The following is a 19,768-nucleotide window of genomic DNA, read 5'->3' as shown; positions in this document are numbered from 1 at the left end:
TCCATATTCGCACTGTTATTGATTGGCCGCTCCGAAAAGCTTGCCAACCTTCTGTGCGCCAGGAACGCTGGTGATCATTACATCGTTGCCATCGACCACAACCATGACCTCCTCAAGCCCGATCACCGAAACCTTGGGCCCGTCGCTTTCCACCAGAACGTTGCGGCAGCCGACAAGTTCCGCATTGCCGACGACACAATTGCCGGCCTCATCCTTTTCGCGCGCTTCCCACAAAGCGTGCCAGTTACCGATGTCCGACCACGCCATGTTGGCCGGAACGACGGCAGCGCGTTCCGTCTTTTCCATCACCGCATAATCGATGGAATCGCTTTCTACGGCATTGAAAATGGCCGCGTCAGGATAGAAACGCTGGCCATCCACCACGCCCTTGGCCACCGCATCGCGTACGCCTTCAAGGATCGCAGGACGAAACTGGCCCAGTTCCTTGAGGAAATTGCCGGCACGCATGGCAAAAATCCCGCCGTTCCACGAATAGGAACCATCGGCAAGAAATTCCATGGCCCGCTCGATATTCGGCTTTTCAACGAAACGGTCGACCTTGAACCCATCGGCGCCAATCGGTTCGCCACGCTTTACATAGCCAAAGCCGGTTTCGGGCGCCGTGGCGGTAATGCCAAACGCCACCAGCCAACCTTCTTCGGCCAGGCGGCCAGCAGCCTGCGCGGCAGACACAAAGCCCGCCGGATCACCAATATGGTGATCGCTGGGACATACCAGCATGATCGCATCCTCGTCCATTGACAGCGCAGCCAGCGCGATCGCCGCCGCCGTATTGCGCGCCGAAGGTTCGACCATGATCCGGGCGTCGGGCGCCTCGCCCAACTGACTTTCGACATGGCCCAGATGTTTGGAGCCAGTAACAATCATCGGTGCATCGAATACGGTACGGTCATTTGCACGGGAAATACCTTGCTCAAACAAGGTCTTGTCCCCAACAAGCGGCAGAAACGGCTTGGGCTTCACCGCCCTGCTGCGCGGCCACAGGCGAGTCCCGCTACCACCGCACAGGATAACCGGCGTAATCTTCTGCATGCTGCCCCTTCACCACTATAACCTAGATAACCTGCTGGGTGAGTGCCACATGATCGCAAGCAAATCCACCGATATTGTGCACAAGGAAGGCTTATCGCATTTCACCTGACCGCCCATCGATTAACAAGCCTGCGCAATAATTTACAGCGGGTACGACCATCAGCAATGGATGATCCGTTGCATTTCGCAGCGCAGTTTCAGGATTCGTCGCGAGGTCACATTATATATGGCAATACTAATATTACTTCCATCTTTCCACCTCGCCCAAAGGCGCAATGTCATTTTGCGCAACACCCCATGCGCGCCTGGTAAGAATTACCCAATTTTTCGCGTCGTATTCCCGTTAATTCTTTAAGAATTCTCATCAAAACATTTAATCATGACGCTTCCCTCACTCAGCCACGAAGGCCCATCTTGCGTTCGATGCAACGGCAAACCAACCTGCCGCAGTCTTGCCGATACAGGCGTTTTTCAACGCGCAACGAACCATATCGTCCAACTTTCGTCATAGACTGCTTGCACAATCCTCAAGCGCTTTCCCCCCATAACATTTCACGCCCACGTCTGTCCGCCGCCGCCATCTCCATTTGCCATTCACGCCGATTCGGAGGTGTTGGGGATGAGCAACTTTGACCGTCCATGCTAGGGCTGATCCATAGGCACAGAGTCGCAGAATTCAGCCATCGGTGGGGACATGCAACACCCGTATCAAAACCAAGGCCAAGATGAGGCGACGCGGGATCCGCCCCTTTTTCGCTATGTCGAACCGCCCTTTATCGGCGCGCATGAAACAAGCGCCGCCAGCACAAAGTCTGACCAGCAACAGTTGCATGAGCGAAATCGACAGATGGCGCGGATCTCGATTCCCGCGACCCGCCGCTTCCTGTTTTTGCAGGGCCCGCCCGGCCCCTTCTTTTACCAATTGGCGCAAGCGCTGGCCCGGCGCGGGCACGAGGTGCGACGCATCCACTTGAACGGTGGGGATGAACATGATTGGCCCAGCCCCATATCCGACCGTTCGGGCGTCCACCCCGCAATTTGTTATCGCGGCACCCTTGGGCGGTGGCCCTTGTTCATCGACCGGTATCTGCGGCATTCAAACATCACCGATTTGGTCCTTTTTGGGGATTGCCGCCCCTTGCACATGGCCGCCCACCAAATGGCCCGCCTGTCGGGCGTTCGCATCCACGTTTTTGAAGAAGGCTATATCCGCCCGAACTGGCTAACGCTGGAACGGGACGGTGTGAATGGCCACTCCCCTCTGCCCCGCCGTCCAGAGGATATTCTGGCCGCGGCGCGCGGCTTGCCCAAGCCCCCCAACCTGCCCCCCATTGGCGCCTCTATGCGACGACGCGTACGCGACACATGGGGCTATTTCGGCCATATGGTGCTGGGCCAAATAGGGCTGCGCTATCCCTTCTATTCCTCGCACCGGCCCGGCTCTATCGTCATGGAGGGGCTGCGCTGGGGCGCAAAATATCTGACGCGTGGGGCACAGGCGGCCAAAGCAGAGGCGGCGCTCAAAGTGATTGAGGGGCGCAGCTATTTCCTGTTCCCGCTGCAACTTTCATCGGATTATCAGATCCGCGTCCACTCGCCCTTTTCTTCGATGAAACAGGCCGCCGACTATGTGCTGGCCAGCTTTGCCGCCCACGCCCCGGCCGACGCCAGTTTGGTGATCAAGGAACACCCCCTTGATTCCACATTGGGTGGATGGGGGCGCTATGTCCGCGATCGGGCACGGGAACTGGGCCTTGGGGATCGGTTGATCCATCTGGCGGGCGGCGATCTCAACACACTGGCGCGCGGCAGTCGGGGGATCGTGGTGGTAAATTCAACCTCGGCCACATTTGCGCTGGCGGGCGGGATTCCGGTCAAGGCGCTGGGCTGTGCCATCTATGCGATTCCCGGCATCACCGACCAACGTCCGCTGGCGCAATTCTGGGACGCACCTATGCCGCCTGACCCGGTTTTATATGACGCCTTTTGCCGCGTATTGCATCGGCACTGTCTGGTGCGCGGCGGGTTGGCCAGTGAATCGGCCACGCAAATTTTGGTGGCCAACGCGGCGGATCGGTTGCTGGCGGATTAGAGGGCGGAATTGGCCGCCCCCGCCCGCTATTTGATCACGCCCGTATTCACCAAGGTTCCCTGAACCGCGACAATCGGGCTGAACAACTGGCTGACCAGCTGGATCAGCTTGCTGGGCTGATTGGCCGCAGCATTGCCGATATAGAGAACATCCTTGTCCCGCATGGCAAAGCGTTGAGCCAGAAACACGCTGCCCGGATTCATCATGTTGATGTGATAGACGGTGGGCCCATCATTGCCTTCAAACCGGAACACAAAGACCGCCTTGGCATCACCCAGATTGGGGTTTGGCCCGCCCGCCGCCGATAATGCCTCGGCCAGGCTGGCCGCAGGGGCGGAAAAGGGCAATTGTTCAACCCGGCCCGCCGCGCCAAGCACGGCAAAGGTCTGCGGCTTCTTGACCACCTCGATCCGATCACCGGGGCGGATGCGCCAATCGCGCGCCGCGCCCTGCATCGCGTCGGCCAGACGGAATTCCTGCGCCGCGCCGCCACGTGTCACCTGTACGGCCAGGTCCTTTGCCTCGCCCCGATAGCCCCCGGACAGGGCGATGACTTCGGGCAATGTCTCGCGGTTGCTGGTCAAAACCAGCCGCCCCGGCCGCGCCACTTCGCCGCCAAGGATCACGCTGTTGGTCACCGATTGAGTGATGCCCACCACCACCTGCGGATTTTGCGACAGGCCCCTCAGCGCCGCGCGGATTGCGCCGGCCAATTGCGTCGATGTCAGTCCTTGCGCCTGAACCCGTCCGGCAAAGGGGACAAAAATCCCACCTTTGTCATCCACCCGCGTCACAGGCAGCCTTTCAACCTGCGCCGCGCCATTGGACGCTGTGGCGGTCGCGCCGACGGGGCGCGTGCTGGCAAACAGGCTGACGCCTGCCTCATAAATCTGGATATCCAGCAAGTCGCCCGGACCGATCATATCGGTGGGCGGCGGCGCGCCATCATCACCCCGCACGCCCGACAAAACCGGAGCAACCGGCAAAGCGGCCAGCGAATCCACCGCAACGATGCGAAAACCCGGTCCGTCCGGTGCCTTTATCACCTGATTTCCGGTCGGCCCGCTGACCGGCAGGCTGGCACAGGCGCAGAGCATCATGGGCAAGGCCATGGCGATTTGTCTGAACCCGATTTTGCGCATGCTGATCCTGCTCCCAATGGCGCGCGGACCGATCCGCGACGCAATTGGCGCATACCATCGGCGCCCCCGCCATCGCACGGACAGTTAGCGCCATATAAGGTGCATTACGGATCAATCCTGAATACTCATCATACCTGAACGGGCCTAATCAGGATCAAACAGATGCTGATTGAGAGCAAGCCCATGGCCATCACCACCAATCGCGCGATTGGCCGCATTCCGCATATTGATGCCTTTCTGAAGGATCACCCCCGCGCCATGGTCGGGTGGGGGCGTAAAGCGTCGGGACGGCGTGCGGTGGCGGCGGCGCGGTGGATGCGACGCCCTTTCGTCTTGCTCGAAGATGGGTTTTTGCGCTCAATCCAACGTCATGACCCGCCCTTGTCGCTGATCCTCGATGATCGGGGGTGTTATTATGACGCCACAACGTCCAGCAGGATCGAGACAGCCATCGCCCACGGCGCGTCAGAGGATGAGGCAATTCGCGCCCGTGCCATTATGACGCTGTGGCAGGAAAGCGGCCTGTCGAAATATAACCATGCCCGCGATTACACCGGTGATCTGCCTGAACGCTATGTTCTGGTGGCGGATCAGTGCCATGGCGATCTGTCGGTGACGATGGGCATGGCGGACGCGGCCAGTTTTACCGCCATGCTGGAGGCTGCGCTGATCGAATGGCCCGACCACCGCGTGCTGGTCAAAGTGCATCCCGACGTGCTGACCCATCGCAAATCGGGATGGCTTTCGGCGCAGGCATGGCGTCATCCACGAATCCAGCTGATCGCCGATGGTTGCCATCCGGTACGACTGATCCGAAACGCAAGTGCGGTGTATTGCGTCACCTCGCTGATCGGGTTTGAGGCGCTGCTGCATGGGCGGCCGGTTCGCTGTTTCGGCATGCCCTTTTATGCCGGATGGGGCCTGACACAGGACGCTCTGCCCCCGCCGGATCGACGCGGGGCGGCAAGGATCGAGGATTTGGCCCATGCGGCCCTTGTCACATGCACCCGCTATGTCGATCCGCGCGGCGGGACGATTTGGACGGTCGAGGATGCTCTGATCCATGCCCGTTCCGAACGTGAAAATTGGCTGGCATCATGACGCGCCTGCCCACAACCGATCTCTACTTCCTGAACACGATGGCGCCGTGGGTCCGTGCGCGCTTTGGCCTGAGAAAGAAGCCCATCCGAGCCATCGGGGCCAATGCCTTTATCGCGGGCGAATGGTTCGTGCTGGTGCGCCGCGACACGCCGCAATTGATGCGCGAGGCTTTGGCCTGGCGCGGCAAATTGGCCTATGTGATCGATGATGATGTGGCGGCCGGCATGCAATGCCCGCTGCTGCCCACTCCATACCGGATGAAACTGGCCGAATTTGACCGTCAATTTCATCGCGATCTGTTGGCGCGGGCCGATGTCATTCTGGCCGCGTCGGACGCCTTGGCACAAAGCCTGGCGCGCAATCACACCCTTGGCGGGCCGATAAAACGTATCGATCCGGTCTGGCGTCAACCTTTCGCCGATACTGCGCATTTTGCCGCAGTTGAACGCGGCGCCCCTTTACGCATCGTGCAATTGGGCAGCGCCAGCCATCGCGAGACGTTAAGGGCCATTGCCCCCATCATGCGGGATATTCTGGAGCGGGATGATCGCATCACCTATACTTATTTTTCGCCGCAGCGGATCGATGAGCGTCTGGAGCAGCATAGCCGCGCCCGCCGGATCGAACCGATGACATGGCGGGAATATCAACGCTGGATCGGGCGCAACCGGTTCCATCTGGCGCTTTATCCCTTGGCGCAAACCGCCTTTGACCGCGCCCGCTCGGCCAGCAAATTGACCGAGCACGCGATTTTGGGGGCCGCAGGTATCTATGCCGAAGGATGGCATCCGGCCCGGATATGCAAGGGCACCTTGCTGGCCCCCGACAGACCAGAAGAATGGGGCGAAATGATAAGCCAAGCGATAAGTCAACGCCATGAATTGCAATTAGTTGCCGAAACTTTTAACAATTCTCAAGCTTGCGTCCAACCTTGTGCAGTGCAACAAGGGTTGTGGAAAGGGATATTGTCCATAGAGCAATGCTGAATTTTTACAGACTCTTGTTCTACACGGCTCTACGCCGCCCGAAACTTGCTGCAGAAGCGCTCTATTGGCGCCTGACCGGCAAGAAGGCGCGTGCGCGGAATCGGTTGCGGGCCTGTATCGAACAAGGCCCTGACGCCTATCGCAACTGGATCATCCTGATCGAGCAGCGGGCGCAAAGCGTGGCCAAGGCGGCGCAGGATTGGCCCGAATGGCCGCACCGCCCGCGCATTTCGGTGGTCCTTTATCACGCTCCGGGCGAAACCGCCGCCGATATCGAACGTCGGCTCGCCTCGTTGGAGGCGCAGGTCTATGGCGAATGGGAACTGGTTCTGGCCCAATCGCGTGAGGCGATGCCGATACGGACGCCGGCGGTGCCGCGCCTGGCGCTGTTGCCCGGACGCACCGACAATCCGGCCAAGGCTTTGATGCAGGGCATCGAATGCGCAACCGGCGACTATGTCCTGCCGCTTGGTGCCGGTACGTCCTTGGCCCCTGATGCGCTTTATCATTTTGCAAAGGCCGTGTTGGCGCAACCGGACGCAACGGTCTTTTACGGCGACGAAGATCGCATCAACCGCAAGGGCGTGCGCAGCCACCCCTGGTTCAAGCCACGCTGGAACCCTGACCTGTTTCTGGCCCATGATTATCTGTCATCGGCCTGTATGATCCGGCGCGATGCGGCGCTGGCGCAATCGCCGATCCATCCTGCGCTGACGGCGGCGGGCATTTACGCCCTGCTGATGGGCCTGACCAAGGATGATGGCGTGGTGCATGTGCCGCGCGTCCTTGCCCATCGCATGATCACCCCACAGAACGACGGAGACGCTTTGGCCGCAAGGGCGGCGGCGGTCGCGCATGTCGTGTCGCGTCAGGGGGCATCGACCCGGATCGGTCCGCATGGCACGGTGGCGGTGGACTGGCCCCTGCCCGAAACGCGGCCTATGGTTTCGATCATCATCCCGACCCGCGATCAGGTTCGGCTTTTGCGCAAATGCGTGACCGGCGTGCTGAACGCGACCCGATATCGCAACATCGAAATCCTGATCATCGACAATGGCAGCGTCGAGGGCGAGACTTTGGATTATTTCGCCCGCGTATCGGGCAATCCGCGTGTGCGGGTGATCCGCCACGATGCGCCTTTCAATTGGTCGGTGCTCAACAATATTGGCGCGCGCGAGGCGCGGGGCGATTATCTGTGCCTGCTTAACAATGATATTGAGATCACGGATGAAAACTGGCTGTCGGCCATGGTGCGACAGGCGGTGCGGCCCGGTGTCGGGGCGGTGGGCGCGAAATTGCTCTATCCCGATGGCACGATCCAGCATGCCGGGGTCGTGATTGGTCTGGGACAGGCGGCAGGCCATGCCCACCGGTTTCAAAAAGACAGCGATCCGGGCTATTTCCTGCGCGCCCATGTGCCCCATCGCGTGTCGGCCGTCACGGGCGCGTGCCTGTTGGTCGGCAAGGAACAATTCTGGGAAGTGGGCGGGTTGGACGAAAGCGGCTTTGCCGTGGCGTTCAATGACGTTGACCTGTGCATGAAATTACAGGCGGCTGGCTATCACAATATCTATGAACCGCGCGCGACGTTGATCCATCATGAAAGCAAGAGCCGGGCGCGGGACACACACCCGACCCAGATTGAACGCTATCGCCGTGAATTGGCCCTGTTGCAGGAACGCTGGGGCACGGCATCCTATATCGATCCGCTGCACCATCCCGCGCTGGACCCGACATCGGAAACCTATCGCATCGCGTTGTAGGTCGCCCGATTGGGGGTATAGCCAGTTCGGGAACGGACCTATCTGGCGTTGAACTATCAGGCCATTCCCATAGCCTCTGATGCAAATAAAACCTGGTTTGCAGAGGCTGTATAATGGCTTTACTTGAAGACAATGTGATCAATACCCCGTCGCATGTTTCGCCGGCAATGCAAAAATTGCTCGACGAAACAGCAGAGGTCGTGCGGCCGACCCCGCCGGGTATGGATGACCGCGTTGGCAATTATATTATCCGGCTCTCGCACCTTGACGCCTATAATTTCTCGACGCCGCCCACTTATGACGAATTGGCGCAACAAATCCGTGGCAATCCGGTGTATGATCCGTTTCTGCCTCCGCTGGACCGGATCAATGTGCACGAACCCTCGTTGACCGAAGATCAGAAATTCTGGCGCGACAACGGCTATATCATCTTTCGCAACGGCATCGATCCCGATGTCGTTGATCGCTATATGGCCGCTCGTCAGGATATGGGGCTGGAAAATCGCGGATGGCCCAATAACCACCCCTTTTCCGACCATCGCGCGGTGCGCGATCTGGTGCTGTTCAAGCCCATGATGCAGCGGATTCAGCAGACCATCGGCTATCGCATCGGGGTCCACTTCAATCTGTCCGGTTTTACCAGCACGGACCGCGGATGGCATCAGGATGATTACATGTACGCGCGCACCGTCATGGCGTCGGGCGTGGCCGCATGGATCGCGTTGGATGATGTCACCACGGATATGGGGCCGTTTGAATTCGTGCCCGGATCGCACAAATGGGCATGGATGCGCAAATGGCTGGTTACGCCGCACCTGAAACAGGAAGTGCTGGATAATCCGGAAGGCAAATGGGAATTTTGGGCCCACTATGCCGAAAAATATGTGAACCCGGCCGTCGCCCGCAAAATCAATGAAATGGGCGCCGAACGCCGGGTTTTCATGGCCAAGAAGGGCGATGTCCTGTTCTGGCATGGCGGATTGCTGCATCGCGGGCTGCCGCCGATCCATCCGGGCTATCCGCGCCCCTCGATGATCGCGCATTACCTTGATCCGCGCCGTCACGATTGCGGCGGCAATCTGCGGATCAGCGAAAGCGGGGAATTCTATTACTCGTTCTGAATTCGCCTGACGGGGGCGATAGAAGGTCCGATTGGTGCAGGCCAGTCGGACCTTTTTCGTATCCCATGAAAACGCCAACAATCCGCCCGGAAGGCATAGAGCCTAAAGCTGGGAATAGATGCCCAGCGCTTCATCGACATCGTGATAGATGCGCCCTTGGCCACCGTGCAGCACAAGCGCGCGATCACAATATTCCCGGATGGTATCAGAGCTGTGAGAAGCCAGCACCAAGGCGCGGTCCGCCCGTTTGACGAAAAGCTCGTCATGGCATTTGCGTTGAAAATTCTGATCACCAACCAGAATAACTTCGTCGATCAGATAACAGTCAAATTCGATGGCCAAGCTCAGCGCAAAGGCAAGGCGGGCCTTCATCCCCGATGAATAAGTCTTGACCGGCATGGTCAGCTGGCGCCCAAGCTCGGTAAAATCCTCAATAAATTCGCGAATATCGCGATATTCCTGTCCATAGATGCGGGCAATGAAGCGGGCATTGTCATAGCCGGTCAGGCTGCCCTGAAACCCGCCGCCAAAGCCCAGTGGCCAGGACACGGTCATCTTGCGCGCGATGCGCCCTGATGTCGGCATTTCCACGCCGCCCAGCAATTTGATCAGCGTGGTTTTGCCCGTCCCATTGCGCCCCAGAACCCCCACCTTCTCACCCCGGCCGATGTTCAGATCCAGCCCGCGCAGAACATGTTTGGTCCCATGGCCCAAAGGATAATCCTTATAGAGGCGATCACAGGTAATCATTCGACCACCATTTTGCGACGAAGGCGACGGCACAACATCAAACCCACCATCATGGTCGGCAGGCAAACGGCCAAAGGATAGGTCCAGTCGAAATGCGGAAAGACCGCATCGCCAAACACGCCATAGCGCATCATTTCCATGCCATGCACCGGTGGCGCCCACAAAACGGCCTGTCCGACATGGGGTTCCAACCATTCAACCATGAAAAAAGCGCCGGAAAACGGCACCATCAGATAGGTCGTCACGGGCATGAATTTTTCCAGCACATCCGACATTTCCGACAGAGGCGCGACCACCAGCGCGACCGAAAGCGTAAACAGGGCATAATAGAACCAGCCCATCAGCAAATAGCCCAGATCAGCGGGCACCGGGAATTGTCCCAGCGCGAAAAGAACCGTGCCAATGAACATATAGGCCATCATGTGCCCGATCATTTCGACCAGAAACCGGACAAGGATCAGGTCGAGAATCTTGATCTGGCGGTGATACATCAGGCTGGAATTGGCGGTAAAACTGCCGACCGCCCGGCTGACCGTGCTGCGGAACATCACCAGCGGCAAATAGCCCGAGGCGACGAAGGCGATGATGTTGATGCCATGCTCCTGCGGCCCCTTTTCAAAGCGCCAGAGCAGGCCGACCAGCACCGCAAAGAGCAGAGGTTCGGCCATGACCCAGAGAAAGCCGATGTTTTCCCGCCCAAACCGGGTGGTCAATTCGCGGATGATCAACGCCTGAATCACCCGCGTCTGAATGCGCCAACCCTGTGCCAATGAGGCCATGGATCAATCCTCCGGCGCGTGTTCAAGGATGCCGACGACAAACATCCACGCCACAAAATAGAAGCACAGCGTCGCGCCCAGCACCGTCAGGATGATCTTGAGCCGATGGGGCAGCGCCGGTTCATCGGGCCGTGCGGGATCGACCACACGTTCAAGGTAATATTGCTGGCGCAAGGTTTCGCCCCGCGCCATTTCCAGCGCGGCATTGGCGGCGTTGAGGTTCTGGGCGGCAAAGGCCTGCTCCTGCTCCAACCGTTCATAGCCCGCCATTTTGGACGCAATGCCGGTTGATGTCCCGACCACCCGACCATTCTGACCGGCGATGGCGCGGCCAATCGCGGCGATCTTTTCCTGCATCGCGGGGATGGCCGGATTGCGGGGCGTGGCCTCGCGCATCTGTTCCAATTGCGCCTGTGCGGCGGCCTGTTCCGCGATCAGGCGGTTGGCGACTTCCAACGCCCCTTGCGCCTGACGCGCCGGATCGATCAAGGCCTCGTGGTTGCGATAGGCGCCCAGCGCCAGCCGCGCTTTCTGCACCCGCGCCTCGGCCTGCGCCACCCGGCGTTCCGCCTCGGCCACCTGTTTGCCCTCCGCCCTTTCGTTCAGGACATTGACCAGATCCTCGCCCAGCCCCAGCAATCGCTCGTTCAGGGTAAAGGCATCCTCGCCCCGAAAGGCCTTCACCTTCAGCACCACCAAACCCGTTTCATGGTCCAACCCGACGTCGACCATTTTGGAATAGTAGCGGAACAGGCGTTCCTGCCCCTTATCCTGCATCACGCCGGGATAGCGCGACAGCGCGTCCACATCGGGCCGGGCAAACATCGCCTCCACCGCCCCGCCCTTGTTCACCGCCGCCAGGGCCGAGCGTGATCGGATATAGTCCATCACCTCATTGGCCTGCTCCTGCCCGCCCGACAGGCCGGTGGTCTGGATCAGGTTGGCCAGTGTGGAAACCTGCGCCGATTTCTGCGCGGGCGCCTTGATGACAAACCGGCTTTCCGAAACATAGATGTCGGACGCGAACAATCCCTCATAGGCCGCCGTGGCCAGCGTGGGCAGCAGCACCATCGGCACGATCCAGCGCTGGCGCCGGAGCCAGGGGGCAGATAGGATTTTCAAATCACGTCTCCTGCGCGGCTTACGACCACTTGGCCCGCCATTGCTCGACCAGATCGAACTGGCCGCGATAACGCCCGCAAACCGAGGCGCGGTTCAGCACCTGTTGATGGGCCAGAACATCGGGCGCGATGCCCGGAACGGCGGCGTCGCGTTGGTTGAGATAGTCCACGCTGGCCCGCACCGCATCGGGCGTCGTTTCAAAGCGATAGTTGAAATAGCGCAGCCAGAAATCGCCCTCGATCCGCGACACCTTATCCTGCCCCGCCTCGGTCATATTGTGCGAATGGATGACAAAGGCATCATCGGCATAGGCCTTTTGATAGCCCTGCTTGATGATCTCCCACGCCCAGACCTGATCCTCACCCCACGGAATGTCGGGATAGGGTATCTTGTCCCAGACACAGCGGCGCATGGCCGAATTGTTGTCGGAATAATAATGCAGCCATTGCTGCCATTGCAGGCTGCCCCATTCCATGCCCGGTGGAGTCACGCCCCATTGCGCGACATGGGGCAGATTGTTGAAATGGGCGAAATGGCCATCCTGACCATTGCGCACAAATGCCGTCGCCTCGGGATAGGTCAGGTGCCCGCCGAACACGCCCGCCACCTGATCGCCCTTGTCAAAGGCCTGGATCATATTGGCCAGCCAATTGGGATTGGCGGGCGTGGCATCCTGGGTCAACACCGCCACAAATTCGGCATTGGTCAGCGAAATGGCCAGATTGCGCGTCCGCCCATGCGAAAATTCGCTGTTGGGGATCTGATGCAAACGCACGCCCCGGTCGGCAAAGTCGCGGATAATGTCCAGCGTATTGTCGGTTGAACCGCTGTCCACCACCATCACGTCAAAGGCCCAATCGGTCTTCTGATCGACCAGAGCCTGAAGCACGCCGCGAAACAGATCGCCGCCATTCCATGTCGGAATGATGACGGCGGCCTTATGCTGATACTGCGCCGTGGTGAACAATTCGCGCGGCGTCACCGGCTCATTGCTCTGGCTCAGCCCCTCGATCAGGCCAGCCTCCAGCGCCCGTGCGCTCTTTTCCCAACTCAACCCCGCGACATAGGCCGCGCCGCCACGGCGCAATCGCTCGCGCTCCTCCGCACTTTCGATCACGCGTTGCAACACATCGGCCATCTCATGCGGCGTGGGCGGGGCAAAGGCGACCGATCCTTCCGGAAACACCGCCCGCGTGCTTTCCGCGTCCAATTCGACGACGGGCAAACCGCAAGCCATCATCTCCATCGGGATCAGCGAGTAATTGCTGGCCGAAAACACCATGCCAATGTCGGTCGAACGATAAAGGTCGCCCAATTGCGCCGGGCTGAGCAAGCCATGGTTGACATGTTCATAGGGTGGCGGCGCGCCCAGATCATCCTGACCAAACAGATCGACCCGGAACCGCACCCCGCGATCATGCAGGATCAGCAGCGCCTCCCGGCCCAATTCCACCGCGCGACGCGGCGTGGATGCGCGGGCGTAAAAGGCGATCCGCACCGGGTCATGGTCCACCCGCGGCCCATCGCCGCGATAGTAATAGAGCGGATCATAGGCCAATTCCCATGCCCGCGTCCAAAGGCCATATTTCCCTTCGCACACCGATTTCAGCCAGGCGCCCGCACAGACAACCTTGAACCCCATGCGATAGGTCATGTCCGCCACATAGGTGAACGTGCCATGGGTGTGGAACAGCGCCTCATAATCTTGAACCAGATAGAAGCGTTCCTTCATCATCGTCATTTGCGATGCCAGGAACGTCGTCCACATATCCGTGGCAATCACCAGATCGCCCGAAATCCCCTCTACCTCGTCGGGAAGGAAACGAACGATCACGCGGTCAATCGGTTGATACCACGCGCGAATATGCTCCCATGCCTGCCGCTCGCTCTGGCTGACGCTGGGGTTCTGGATCCAGATCGTCTGGCGATGGCCGAATGTTTCCAGATAGCGGACCATGCGAAAGATCGACATATGCCCGCCGCCGCCGGGGCCAAAATCGGGCACGATCCAATGAATGTTCAGCGAGGTTGGGTTGAAGCTGCGCGTCAGGGGTTGCAAATCCTGCGGCCGATTGCGGGCAATGGCCGCCGTATTATGCACCCATCGGTTGGGCCGGTCGGGGTGGATGGGCAAATCATTCCACCCCAAATCCACCTTGCCCTTTGCCCGCACCGGACGCGCCGGTTGCGCCGCCACCGTATCGGCCAAACCGCCCGCCGGTCCCGGCCTGCGCCCCAATCGGCGCCCGATCCAAAGGTAATGTTCGGCCGGGTCCATACCCGACATGGCAACATCGGCATATTGATTGGCGTACCAAGCGGCATCAAAAATGCCCGACTGGTGCAATTGGCCGATTTCCTGATCGGAAATGCGTGTCTGCAACCCCATGGCCATCACCCCTTCACCCGGCCTTCGGCCATGCCGAACTGGATGTAATGGCGCAGAGGATCGACCCCATGGGCCAAAACGTCGGGGTAGCGCGCCAAATAGGCGTCACCATCAAACAGACCGGCCTGCACCAACCGCTGTGCCATCTGACGCCCCCGCCACCCCTTGGGCATAAAGGCCCACCACCAGGGCCGCCGCGAGGTCATTCGATAAACTTCGCTCAACCAAGCCAGATGTTGGCTGCTGCGCTCCGCCCGCTCCCTTTCGCTGGACAGCAGGCCCGTCATCGAGGCCAACTCGCCAAACCGCTCGCTCAATTGCTGTTCCAACCGCGTCTTTTCCGCCATCAGAGCCATATTGCCCTCGACGGCCGCATTGCGGCTCATTTCCAGCTCGCCCACCCGCCTTTCATAATGGCGCGCCTGTTCGCCCCATTGCTGCTCGGCTTCCTGATGCCTTATGGCCATATAGGCGCGGGCCTGCTCGACCTCGTGTAACCGCCCTTGCCAGACGGTGACATCGGCGGCTGTAGCAATCCGGTGTTGCTGCGCCTGCGCCAATTCACCTTCGGCATCCTGCAACAATTTGGACAATGTGGCGATTTCGCGCGCCGATTCCGCCTGTTGGCGCATGGCGGCGACATGGCGTTCGCGCATTTCCTCACTCAAGGCCTCGTTGCCCGCGCGCGCCTGTCCCAGAGCCTCAACCGCATCCGCGTACCCGCCGCGCAAGGCCGTCAGCGTCTCGGCCATATCGCCGATCTGCTCCATCGCGCCGCGCAGAGTCGCAGCCTGTTCCTGCAACGCCGCGCGCTCTGCCTCCAGTTGTCCGGCCATGGTCGCCTGATGCGCGTGCGCCTGCTGCAAGCCCTCGCTCAATTCAACATTGCGGCGGCGCTCCCGCTCGACACTTTCGGCCAAAATCTCGCCTAATGCGCGTGCCTGGCTCAATTCCTCATCACGCGCGCCAATTTCGGCATTTGCGCGTTCCAGATTGGCCCAAGCCTGCTCGATCTCTTCCTGACGCTGGATCAGCGCGCTTTCCAATTCGGCGCTGCGGTGCTGGTGCGCGTTCAGCGCGGCACGCAATTGCTCGGCCTCCTGCTCACCGGCGGCAAGGCGTGCCTGTGCCTCCTGCGCACGCTGCTCCATGAATTGCGCCTGCGCCCGCAACTGGGTCAATTCGCCTTCCAGCGCCGCCCGTTCCTCCCCCCCGCGATAGGCGTCTGCGGCCATTTCATCCAATCGCGCCTGCGCCGCCTGATAGGCGCGGGCCACATCGGCCAGCCCATCGTCGGCGGCCTGCCGCGACTGCTGGCTCTGCGCCAATTCTACCGCCAGCGTCTCAATCCGGCCTTCCAACGCCGCGCGCTGATGGGCCAGGTCGGCCAATTGCTGTTGCTGCTGAACAATCCTGCGCAAGGGGCGCGCAAAACTCGGCCCTGCTTCATCCAGCGCGGCGCGGATTGCATCCAGTTCGGCGTAATCTGACGCCTTCTCCGCCCCCTCGGCCCATCCAAGCAGCAGAGCATAGGTCCGCCGCACCCAACCCGACATCAGCGGATTGTCCACCACCGCCCGATCCGAACGGCGATGATGGCGCAGATCATGCGAGAGGAATCCCTCCACCTCCTCGCTGATCCCCAACGCAGATCGCGGCCACACAACCCCCAATTCACGCGCTGCACGGTCGGCCACCCCGGCCCATTGGTCCAGAACCTGTTCATAGCTGACCACCATGCGCGCGCGTCCACGGGTCGCCCGTTCCGCCTCCAGCACATGGCGTAGCCAGACCAGGAGCGCGATCTGCGTATCCACCCCATCCCGGCGCGACAGGGATTCGGCCACCTCCAACGGATTGCGCAAAGGCATGACAATGGCCGGATCAATCCCTTCGGCATCCAGAACGTCCAGCCAGAAACCGGCCAAACGACAAATCCGCGGATCCTTCAGCGCAAAGAGCGGCGCATCGCCAAATTCGGCGCGCAGCACATCACGCGCCCGATCAACCTGTCCATGATAGGCCAGCGACCGCGCCCACCCTTCATTCACCGGCAGCCAGTCGAACCATTCCGTACCCGCCGCCGCCAGCGCCGCATCATTGAACGCCCGCACCGCGTCGGATTCCCAATGGCCGGTCGGGTTGGTCGAATTGGCCCCGATCAGGGTTTCGGGCAAACCGGCACCCAACAGTGAAAAAACCCGCGTCAGCGCGCTGGTCCCCGAACGATGCATGCCCAGCACCAGCAAGGCCATCGGACGAACACCCTGTCCCACCAGCCGCACCGAACCGCCATGGGCGATCAAGGGCGCATCAGACCGAGCGATGGATGGACGCGGCGCCATTTCGCCAGAGCTTTGCGTGGTCATGTTCCTCCGTACCCTGCCCCTTGGGCGGTCCGACTTGGTCATGACCGGCCCACGATGTTGCGGGACGGGATGGCGTGCATGCCGCCCCCCAAATCCCATCCTCTCCTTGGGCTAAGTTCTGGCCTGCCGCTGCGCAACAAAGGCTCAATCCATTTCGGCGACGATTACGCAAACATCCCGAAATGACATTAATTAACCGTTTGTAATCATAAATTTAGAATTGATGATGGCACCATCCGTTCACGTGCCAATTCCCGAATATCAAATCGTGCCATCGGTGATATCCGTCACGCGCAATATGGCATCCAACCTTGCGCGCATGGCCTGCCCCTCCGCATCGGTCTGGGCCAGATGCTCTATGGAAAATTCGGGACCATGGCCGATCCGCCCTTCGCGGCTGATGACGCCCGCCCATCCGTCGAACACGCTGCCGATATCGATGGCGGTTGCCCCCCGCCGCGCCGCCGCCGCGACATAGGCCTTGCCCAAAATCCCCGCCCCGACCAGCACCAGATCGCCCGGCCCCACATCATCCATACGCGCCATCATCCGCGCATATCCAGTTGACCAATGGGGTTCCTCAACCGATCCGGGGAATTTCGCTTCACCGCGCACCAGCCATTGCGTCACCGGAACGTCGAAATGCGCGGCAAAAACGCCCGCCACATCGCGGCATCCGATCAGGACCAACCGCCGCGCACGGCGCACAAGATAACCCAAAGCGCCCGACCATTGCAGATAGAAATGCAACGCCATGTCACCGATCACCGGCCGCCGTGCGCCCAAAACACGCTCCAGATTGGCAAAGACCTCGTGATAGCGCATCGCCACCTTTAACTGACGCCGCCGGGGCAGACCCAGAACATCGGCCTCTCGCATCGCGCGTTCCAGCCCCAGCACCATGGCGCGCCGGTCCGCATCGACCACCACCTGATCCCCAAACCAGATGCGCAGGCAAAAGGCGACATCCTCCGCCATGCACGGCGCTGCGTGGCTCAACATCGCGCCTTCGCCATCGCCCAGCCGGATCAGCGAAAAGCCGCGCCCCGTTGTCAACGCCTGTTCAGCGGCGTCCACCACCGGCAACAGGCCGACACGCGGCCAATCCAGCCCCGGCAATTCCGCCACATTGACGCTCATCCCGCCGTCCCTCCACCAAGGCCTTGGTCTTGGCAGAAAGCATCGGGACGCCGCCAGCGTGATTGCCACCCAAATGGAGTTGTAACCCCGCCAGCGCCCCGCGCGCATCGATCGCCGGGCCGGACATGGCGCCAAATTCGACGCCCGCAATATCGACCCGGCCAATGCCGGCCCCGCCCTCGATCAGGACGCCATAGGCGCCCGCCCCGCTGGACAGATCGCGCACAGACCCGCGCCGGATGGTGACATCAGCCAATTCCTGCGCACCATTGGCAAACGGCCCCTCGGCCCGCCGCACCAGATAGAAGCCCAACGCGGCGGCCCCGCCATGCCCGCGCATCTGCGACAGGCTCACATCGTCAAACCGCCAGCCGCGCCCGGAACTGATCGCGACGCCGGTGTTGAAATGGCGCGCGTCCAACTGCTCCACATGGACATTCTGGCTGGCGTCATAGCGGATGCCGGTGCGATTATGCCCCAGAAAGGCACGGTCATGGATGTCGGAGAAACAGGTCTGGCCCGGCCCGTTTGCGCCATCGCTGCCCCGGGCCGAAACCCGCGCAACATGGACCGTGTGCAAAAAGGCCAGATCAAAGCACAGTCCCACCCCGTCCATCCGCAAGTCCGTCAAGCGCCCCCGTACCAGCCAATCCCCGGCCACCGCCGCGCCCAGCGTGTCAAACCCGGCAAATCGCAGGTGCGACACCCGGAAATCGACCAGATTGATCAACGTCACCCCGACATTTTCCTGATTGGCGCGCAAACCGGTGCGATTGCCGATGATCTCTCCGCCATGCCAGACGATATTGCGGCTTTGCGCAATCATCACCGCGCTGGAAAAAGCCGCCCCCGGCGCGACAACGAAACGCGCGCCTTCGGCCTCGATCCGCAAATCCGCCTTGTTCGCAATCATCAGCGCCGCCGGGTCCGTGGCGCGATAATCCAGCGGCGCCACCGTCGAGCCAAGGCAATAAGTATGGCCCGCCGGAAACAGGATCACCTGTCCGGGCCGCGCCGCCGTAAAAATCGCACGTAACGCGGGCGCATCATCATTAGGACAGCCCACCGCCCGCACACCATGCGAAAGGACATTGACCGTTTCGGCCCCAGTCGTTTCAGCCAGCGCCGTTTCAGCCAGCGCCGCGCCGGCCAATAACATCAAAATGGCGGCGATCAGCGCCCTCATGCCGGTGCTTTGGGCAATGCGTCTGCGATCTTGTCCACGGTCGCGCTGACCATCGCCTCCACGCCCTTTTCGGTGGGGTGGATATGGTCGGGCAATTGCAGATCCGGGCGGTTGAAAATTGGCTTCAGGAAAAACGGCTCCAGCACAGCATGATGTTTCGCCGCCAACGCCGGATAGATGGCATTGAAAGTCTTGGCATAATCAGGCCCCATATTGGGTGCGGCCAACATGCCCATCACCACCACCTTGATCTTGCGATCTTCCAATTCGGCCAGAATGGCGTCAAGATTCTCGCGCGTCTGGGCCAAGGGCAGCCCGCGCAACATGTCATTGCCGCCAAGGCTGATCACCACCAGATCGGGCGGGGCGGCCTGACCCAGTGTAAAGTTCAATCGAGCGCGACCATCCTGCGTCGTGTCACCCGAGACCCCGGCATTGGTCACATCCGCATTGATGCCGCGTGCGCGCAGGGCCGCCTCCAGACGCACCGGATAGGCCTGTTCGGCCCGCAATCCGTAACCGGCAAACAGGCTGTCACCCAGCGCGGTAATGCGGACCACCGGCCCGGTCAGTGCCGGGGCGCTCTGGCTGGACGATGCCGAAGGGGGCGCTTCCTGCGGCGCGGATGTGTCCTGCTCTGCCGCCTTATCCGCCTTTGATCCGCATCCGGCCAGCAGCGCCAAACCCAGCACCGGCACCAGCGCCGCACCCAAAGCCTTCATCAAATTGCCCTTTCGTACCGGCCCACCTTGCCGAATCCCGGTGCGCCACCCAT

16 protein-coding genes are annotated in these 19,768 nt (G+C 60.7%); 5 read left to right on the top strand and 11 right to left on the bottom strand.

The genetic code is table 11. The features are described from left to right. Positions 1 to 15 precede the first annotated feature (15 nt). A complete protein-coding gene (locus tag AC2S2E_RS09705) occupies positions 16 to 1,053 on the bottom strand; it encodes a mannose-1-phosphate guanylyltransferase (RefSeq protein ID WP_486522167.1) in 1,038 nt (345 codons plus the stop codon). Positions 1,054 to 1,729: 676 nt separating this feature from the next. Next, positions 1,730 to 2,044: a hypothetical protein gene (locus tag AC2S2E_RS09700; protein WP_486522166.1), complete on the bottom strand. Its 315-nt coding sequence runs from the start codon at positions 2,042 to 2,044 to the stop codon at positions 1,730 to 1,732. 153 nt (positions 2,045 to 2,197) lie between these two features. On the opposite strand from AC2S2E_RS09700, the gene AC2S2E_RS09695 reads away from it, so the two are divergent. Further along, positions 2,198 to 3,145: a capsular biosynthesis protein gene (locus AC2S2E_RS09695; protein ID WP_486522165.1), complete on the top strand. Its 948-nt coding sequence runs from the start codon at positions 2,198 to 2,200 to the stop codon at positions 3,143 to 3,145. 26 nt (positions 3,146 to 3,171) lie between these two features. Here the strand turns inward: AC2S2E_RS09695 and AC2S2E_RS09690 are convergent, their stop codons facing one another. Further along, entirely contained in the window at positions 3,172 to 4,287 is a 1,116-nt protein-coding gene (locus AC2S2E_RS09690) for a polysaccharide biosynthesis/export family protein (protein ID WP_486522164.1), read from the bottom strand. Positions 4,288 to 4,449: 162 nt separating this feature from the next. Between AC2S2E_RS09690 and AC2S2E_RS09685 the strand changes: the two genes are divergently transcribed. The 4 genes from AC2S2E_RS09685 (at position 4,450) to AC2S2E_RS09670 (ending at position 9,258) form a co-directional block, all read left to right on the top strand. Next, positions 4,450 to 5,388, top strand: a complete 939-nt coding sequence (locus AC2S2E_RS09685) for a capsular polysaccharide export protein, LipB/KpsS family (RefSeq protein ID WP_486522163.1) — start codon at positions 4,450 to 4,452, stop codon at positions 5,386 to 5,388. Continuing rightward, positions 5,385 to 6,374, top strand: coding sequence for a hypothetical protein (locus AC2S2E_RS09680; RefSeq protein ID WP_486522162.1), 990 nt, complete (start codon positions 5,385 to 5,387; stop codon positions 6,372 to 6,374). The genes AC2S2E_RS09685 and AC2S2E_RS09680 overlap by 4 nt, the downstream gene beginning before the upstream one ends. A 14-nt stretch (positions 6,375 to 6,388) precedes the next feature. Further along, entirely contained in the window at positions 6,389 to 8,137 is a 1,749-nt protein-coding gene (locus AC2S2E_RS09675) for a glycosyltransferase family 2 protein (RefSeq protein WP_486522161.1), read from the top strand. Positions 8,138 to 8,250: 113 nt separating this feature from the next. Continuing rightward, complete coding sequence (locus AC2S2E_RS09670; RefSeq protein WP_486522160.1) at positions 8,251 to 9,258, top strand: phytanoyl-CoA dioxygenase family protein; 1,008 nt, start codon at positions 8,251 to 8,253, stop codon at positions 9,256 to 9,258. A 102-nt stretch (positions 9,259 to 9,360) separates the two neighbouring features. Here the strand turns inward: AC2S2E_RS09670 and AC2S2E_RS09665 are convergent, their stop codons facing one another. From AC2S2E_RS09665 to AC2S2E_RS09630, 8 genes are all read right to left on the bottom strand, one after another. After that, complete coding sequence (locus AC2S2E_RS09665) at positions 9,361 to 10,008, bottom strand: ABC transporter ATP-binding protein (protein ID WP_476102703.1); 648 nt, start codon at positions 10,006 to 10,008, stop codon at positions 9,361 to 9,363. Continuing rightward, the gene (locus tag AC2S2E_RS09660) at positions 10,005 to 10,787 is read right to left on the bottom strand and encodes an ABC transporter permease (RefSeq protein ID WP_476102705.1); all 783 of its coding nucleotides are present in this window, start codon (positions 10,785 to 10,787) and stop codon (positions 10,005 to 10,007) included. The genes AC2S2E_RS09665 and AC2S2E_RS09660 overlap by 4 nt, the downstream gene beginning before the upstream one ends. Before the next feature lie 3 nt (positions 10,788 to 10,790). Further along, a complete protein-coding gene (locus AC2S2E_RS09655) occupies positions 10,791 to 11,909 on the bottom strand; it encodes a KpsE/RkpR family capsule polysaccharide export protein (RefSeq protein WP_486522159.1) in 1,119 nt (372 codons plus the stop codon). 19 nt (positions 11,910 to 11,928) lie between these two features. Next, on the bottom strand, positions 11,929 to 14,298 hold the full coding sequence (locus tag AC2S2E_RS09650; protein ID WP_486522158.1) for a rhamnosyltransferase WsaF family glycosyltransferase: 2,370 nt from the start codon (positions 14,296 to 14,298) through the stop codon (positions 11,929 to 11,931). A 5-nt stretch (positions 14,299 to 14,303) separates the two neighbouring features. Beyond that, complete coding sequence (locus tag AC2S2E_RS09645; protein WP_486522157.1) at positions 14,304 to 16,667, bottom strand: hypothetical protein; 2,364 nt, start codon at positions 16,665 to 16,667, stop codon at positions 14,304 to 14,306. A 261-nt stretch (positions 16,668 to 16,928) separates the two neighbouring features. After that, complete coding sequence (locus tag AC2S2E_RS09640; protein WP_486522156.1) at positions 16,929 to 17,807, bottom strand: GT-D fold domain-containing protein; 879 nt, start codon at positions 17,805 to 17,807, stop codon at positions 16,929 to 16,931. After that, the gene (locus tag AC2S2E_RS09635) at positions 17,731 to 18,993 is read right to left on the bottom strand and encodes a hypothetical protein (protein ID WP_486522155.1); all 1,263 of its coding nucleotides are present in this window, start codon (positions 18,991 to 18,993) and stop codon (positions 17,731 to 17,733) included. Before AC2S2E_RS09635 ends, AC2S2E_RS09640 begins: the two co-directional genes overlap by 77 nt. Beyond that, positions 18,990 to 19,715, bottom strand: coding sequence for an arylesterase (locus AC2S2E_RS09630; protein WP_486522154.1), 726 nt, complete (start codon positions 19,713 to 19,715; stop codon positions 18,990 to 18,992). Before AC2S2E_RS09630 ends, AC2S2E_RS09635 begins: the two co-directional genes overlap by 4 nt. Positions 19,716 to 19,768 lie beyond the last annotated feature (53 nt).

It is taken from the genome of Novosphingobium sp. 550D, assembly GCF_057401885.1.
The sequence above is the reverse complement of the archived record's forward strand: the minus strand, read 5'-3'. Positions and strand labels throughout refer to the sequence as shown.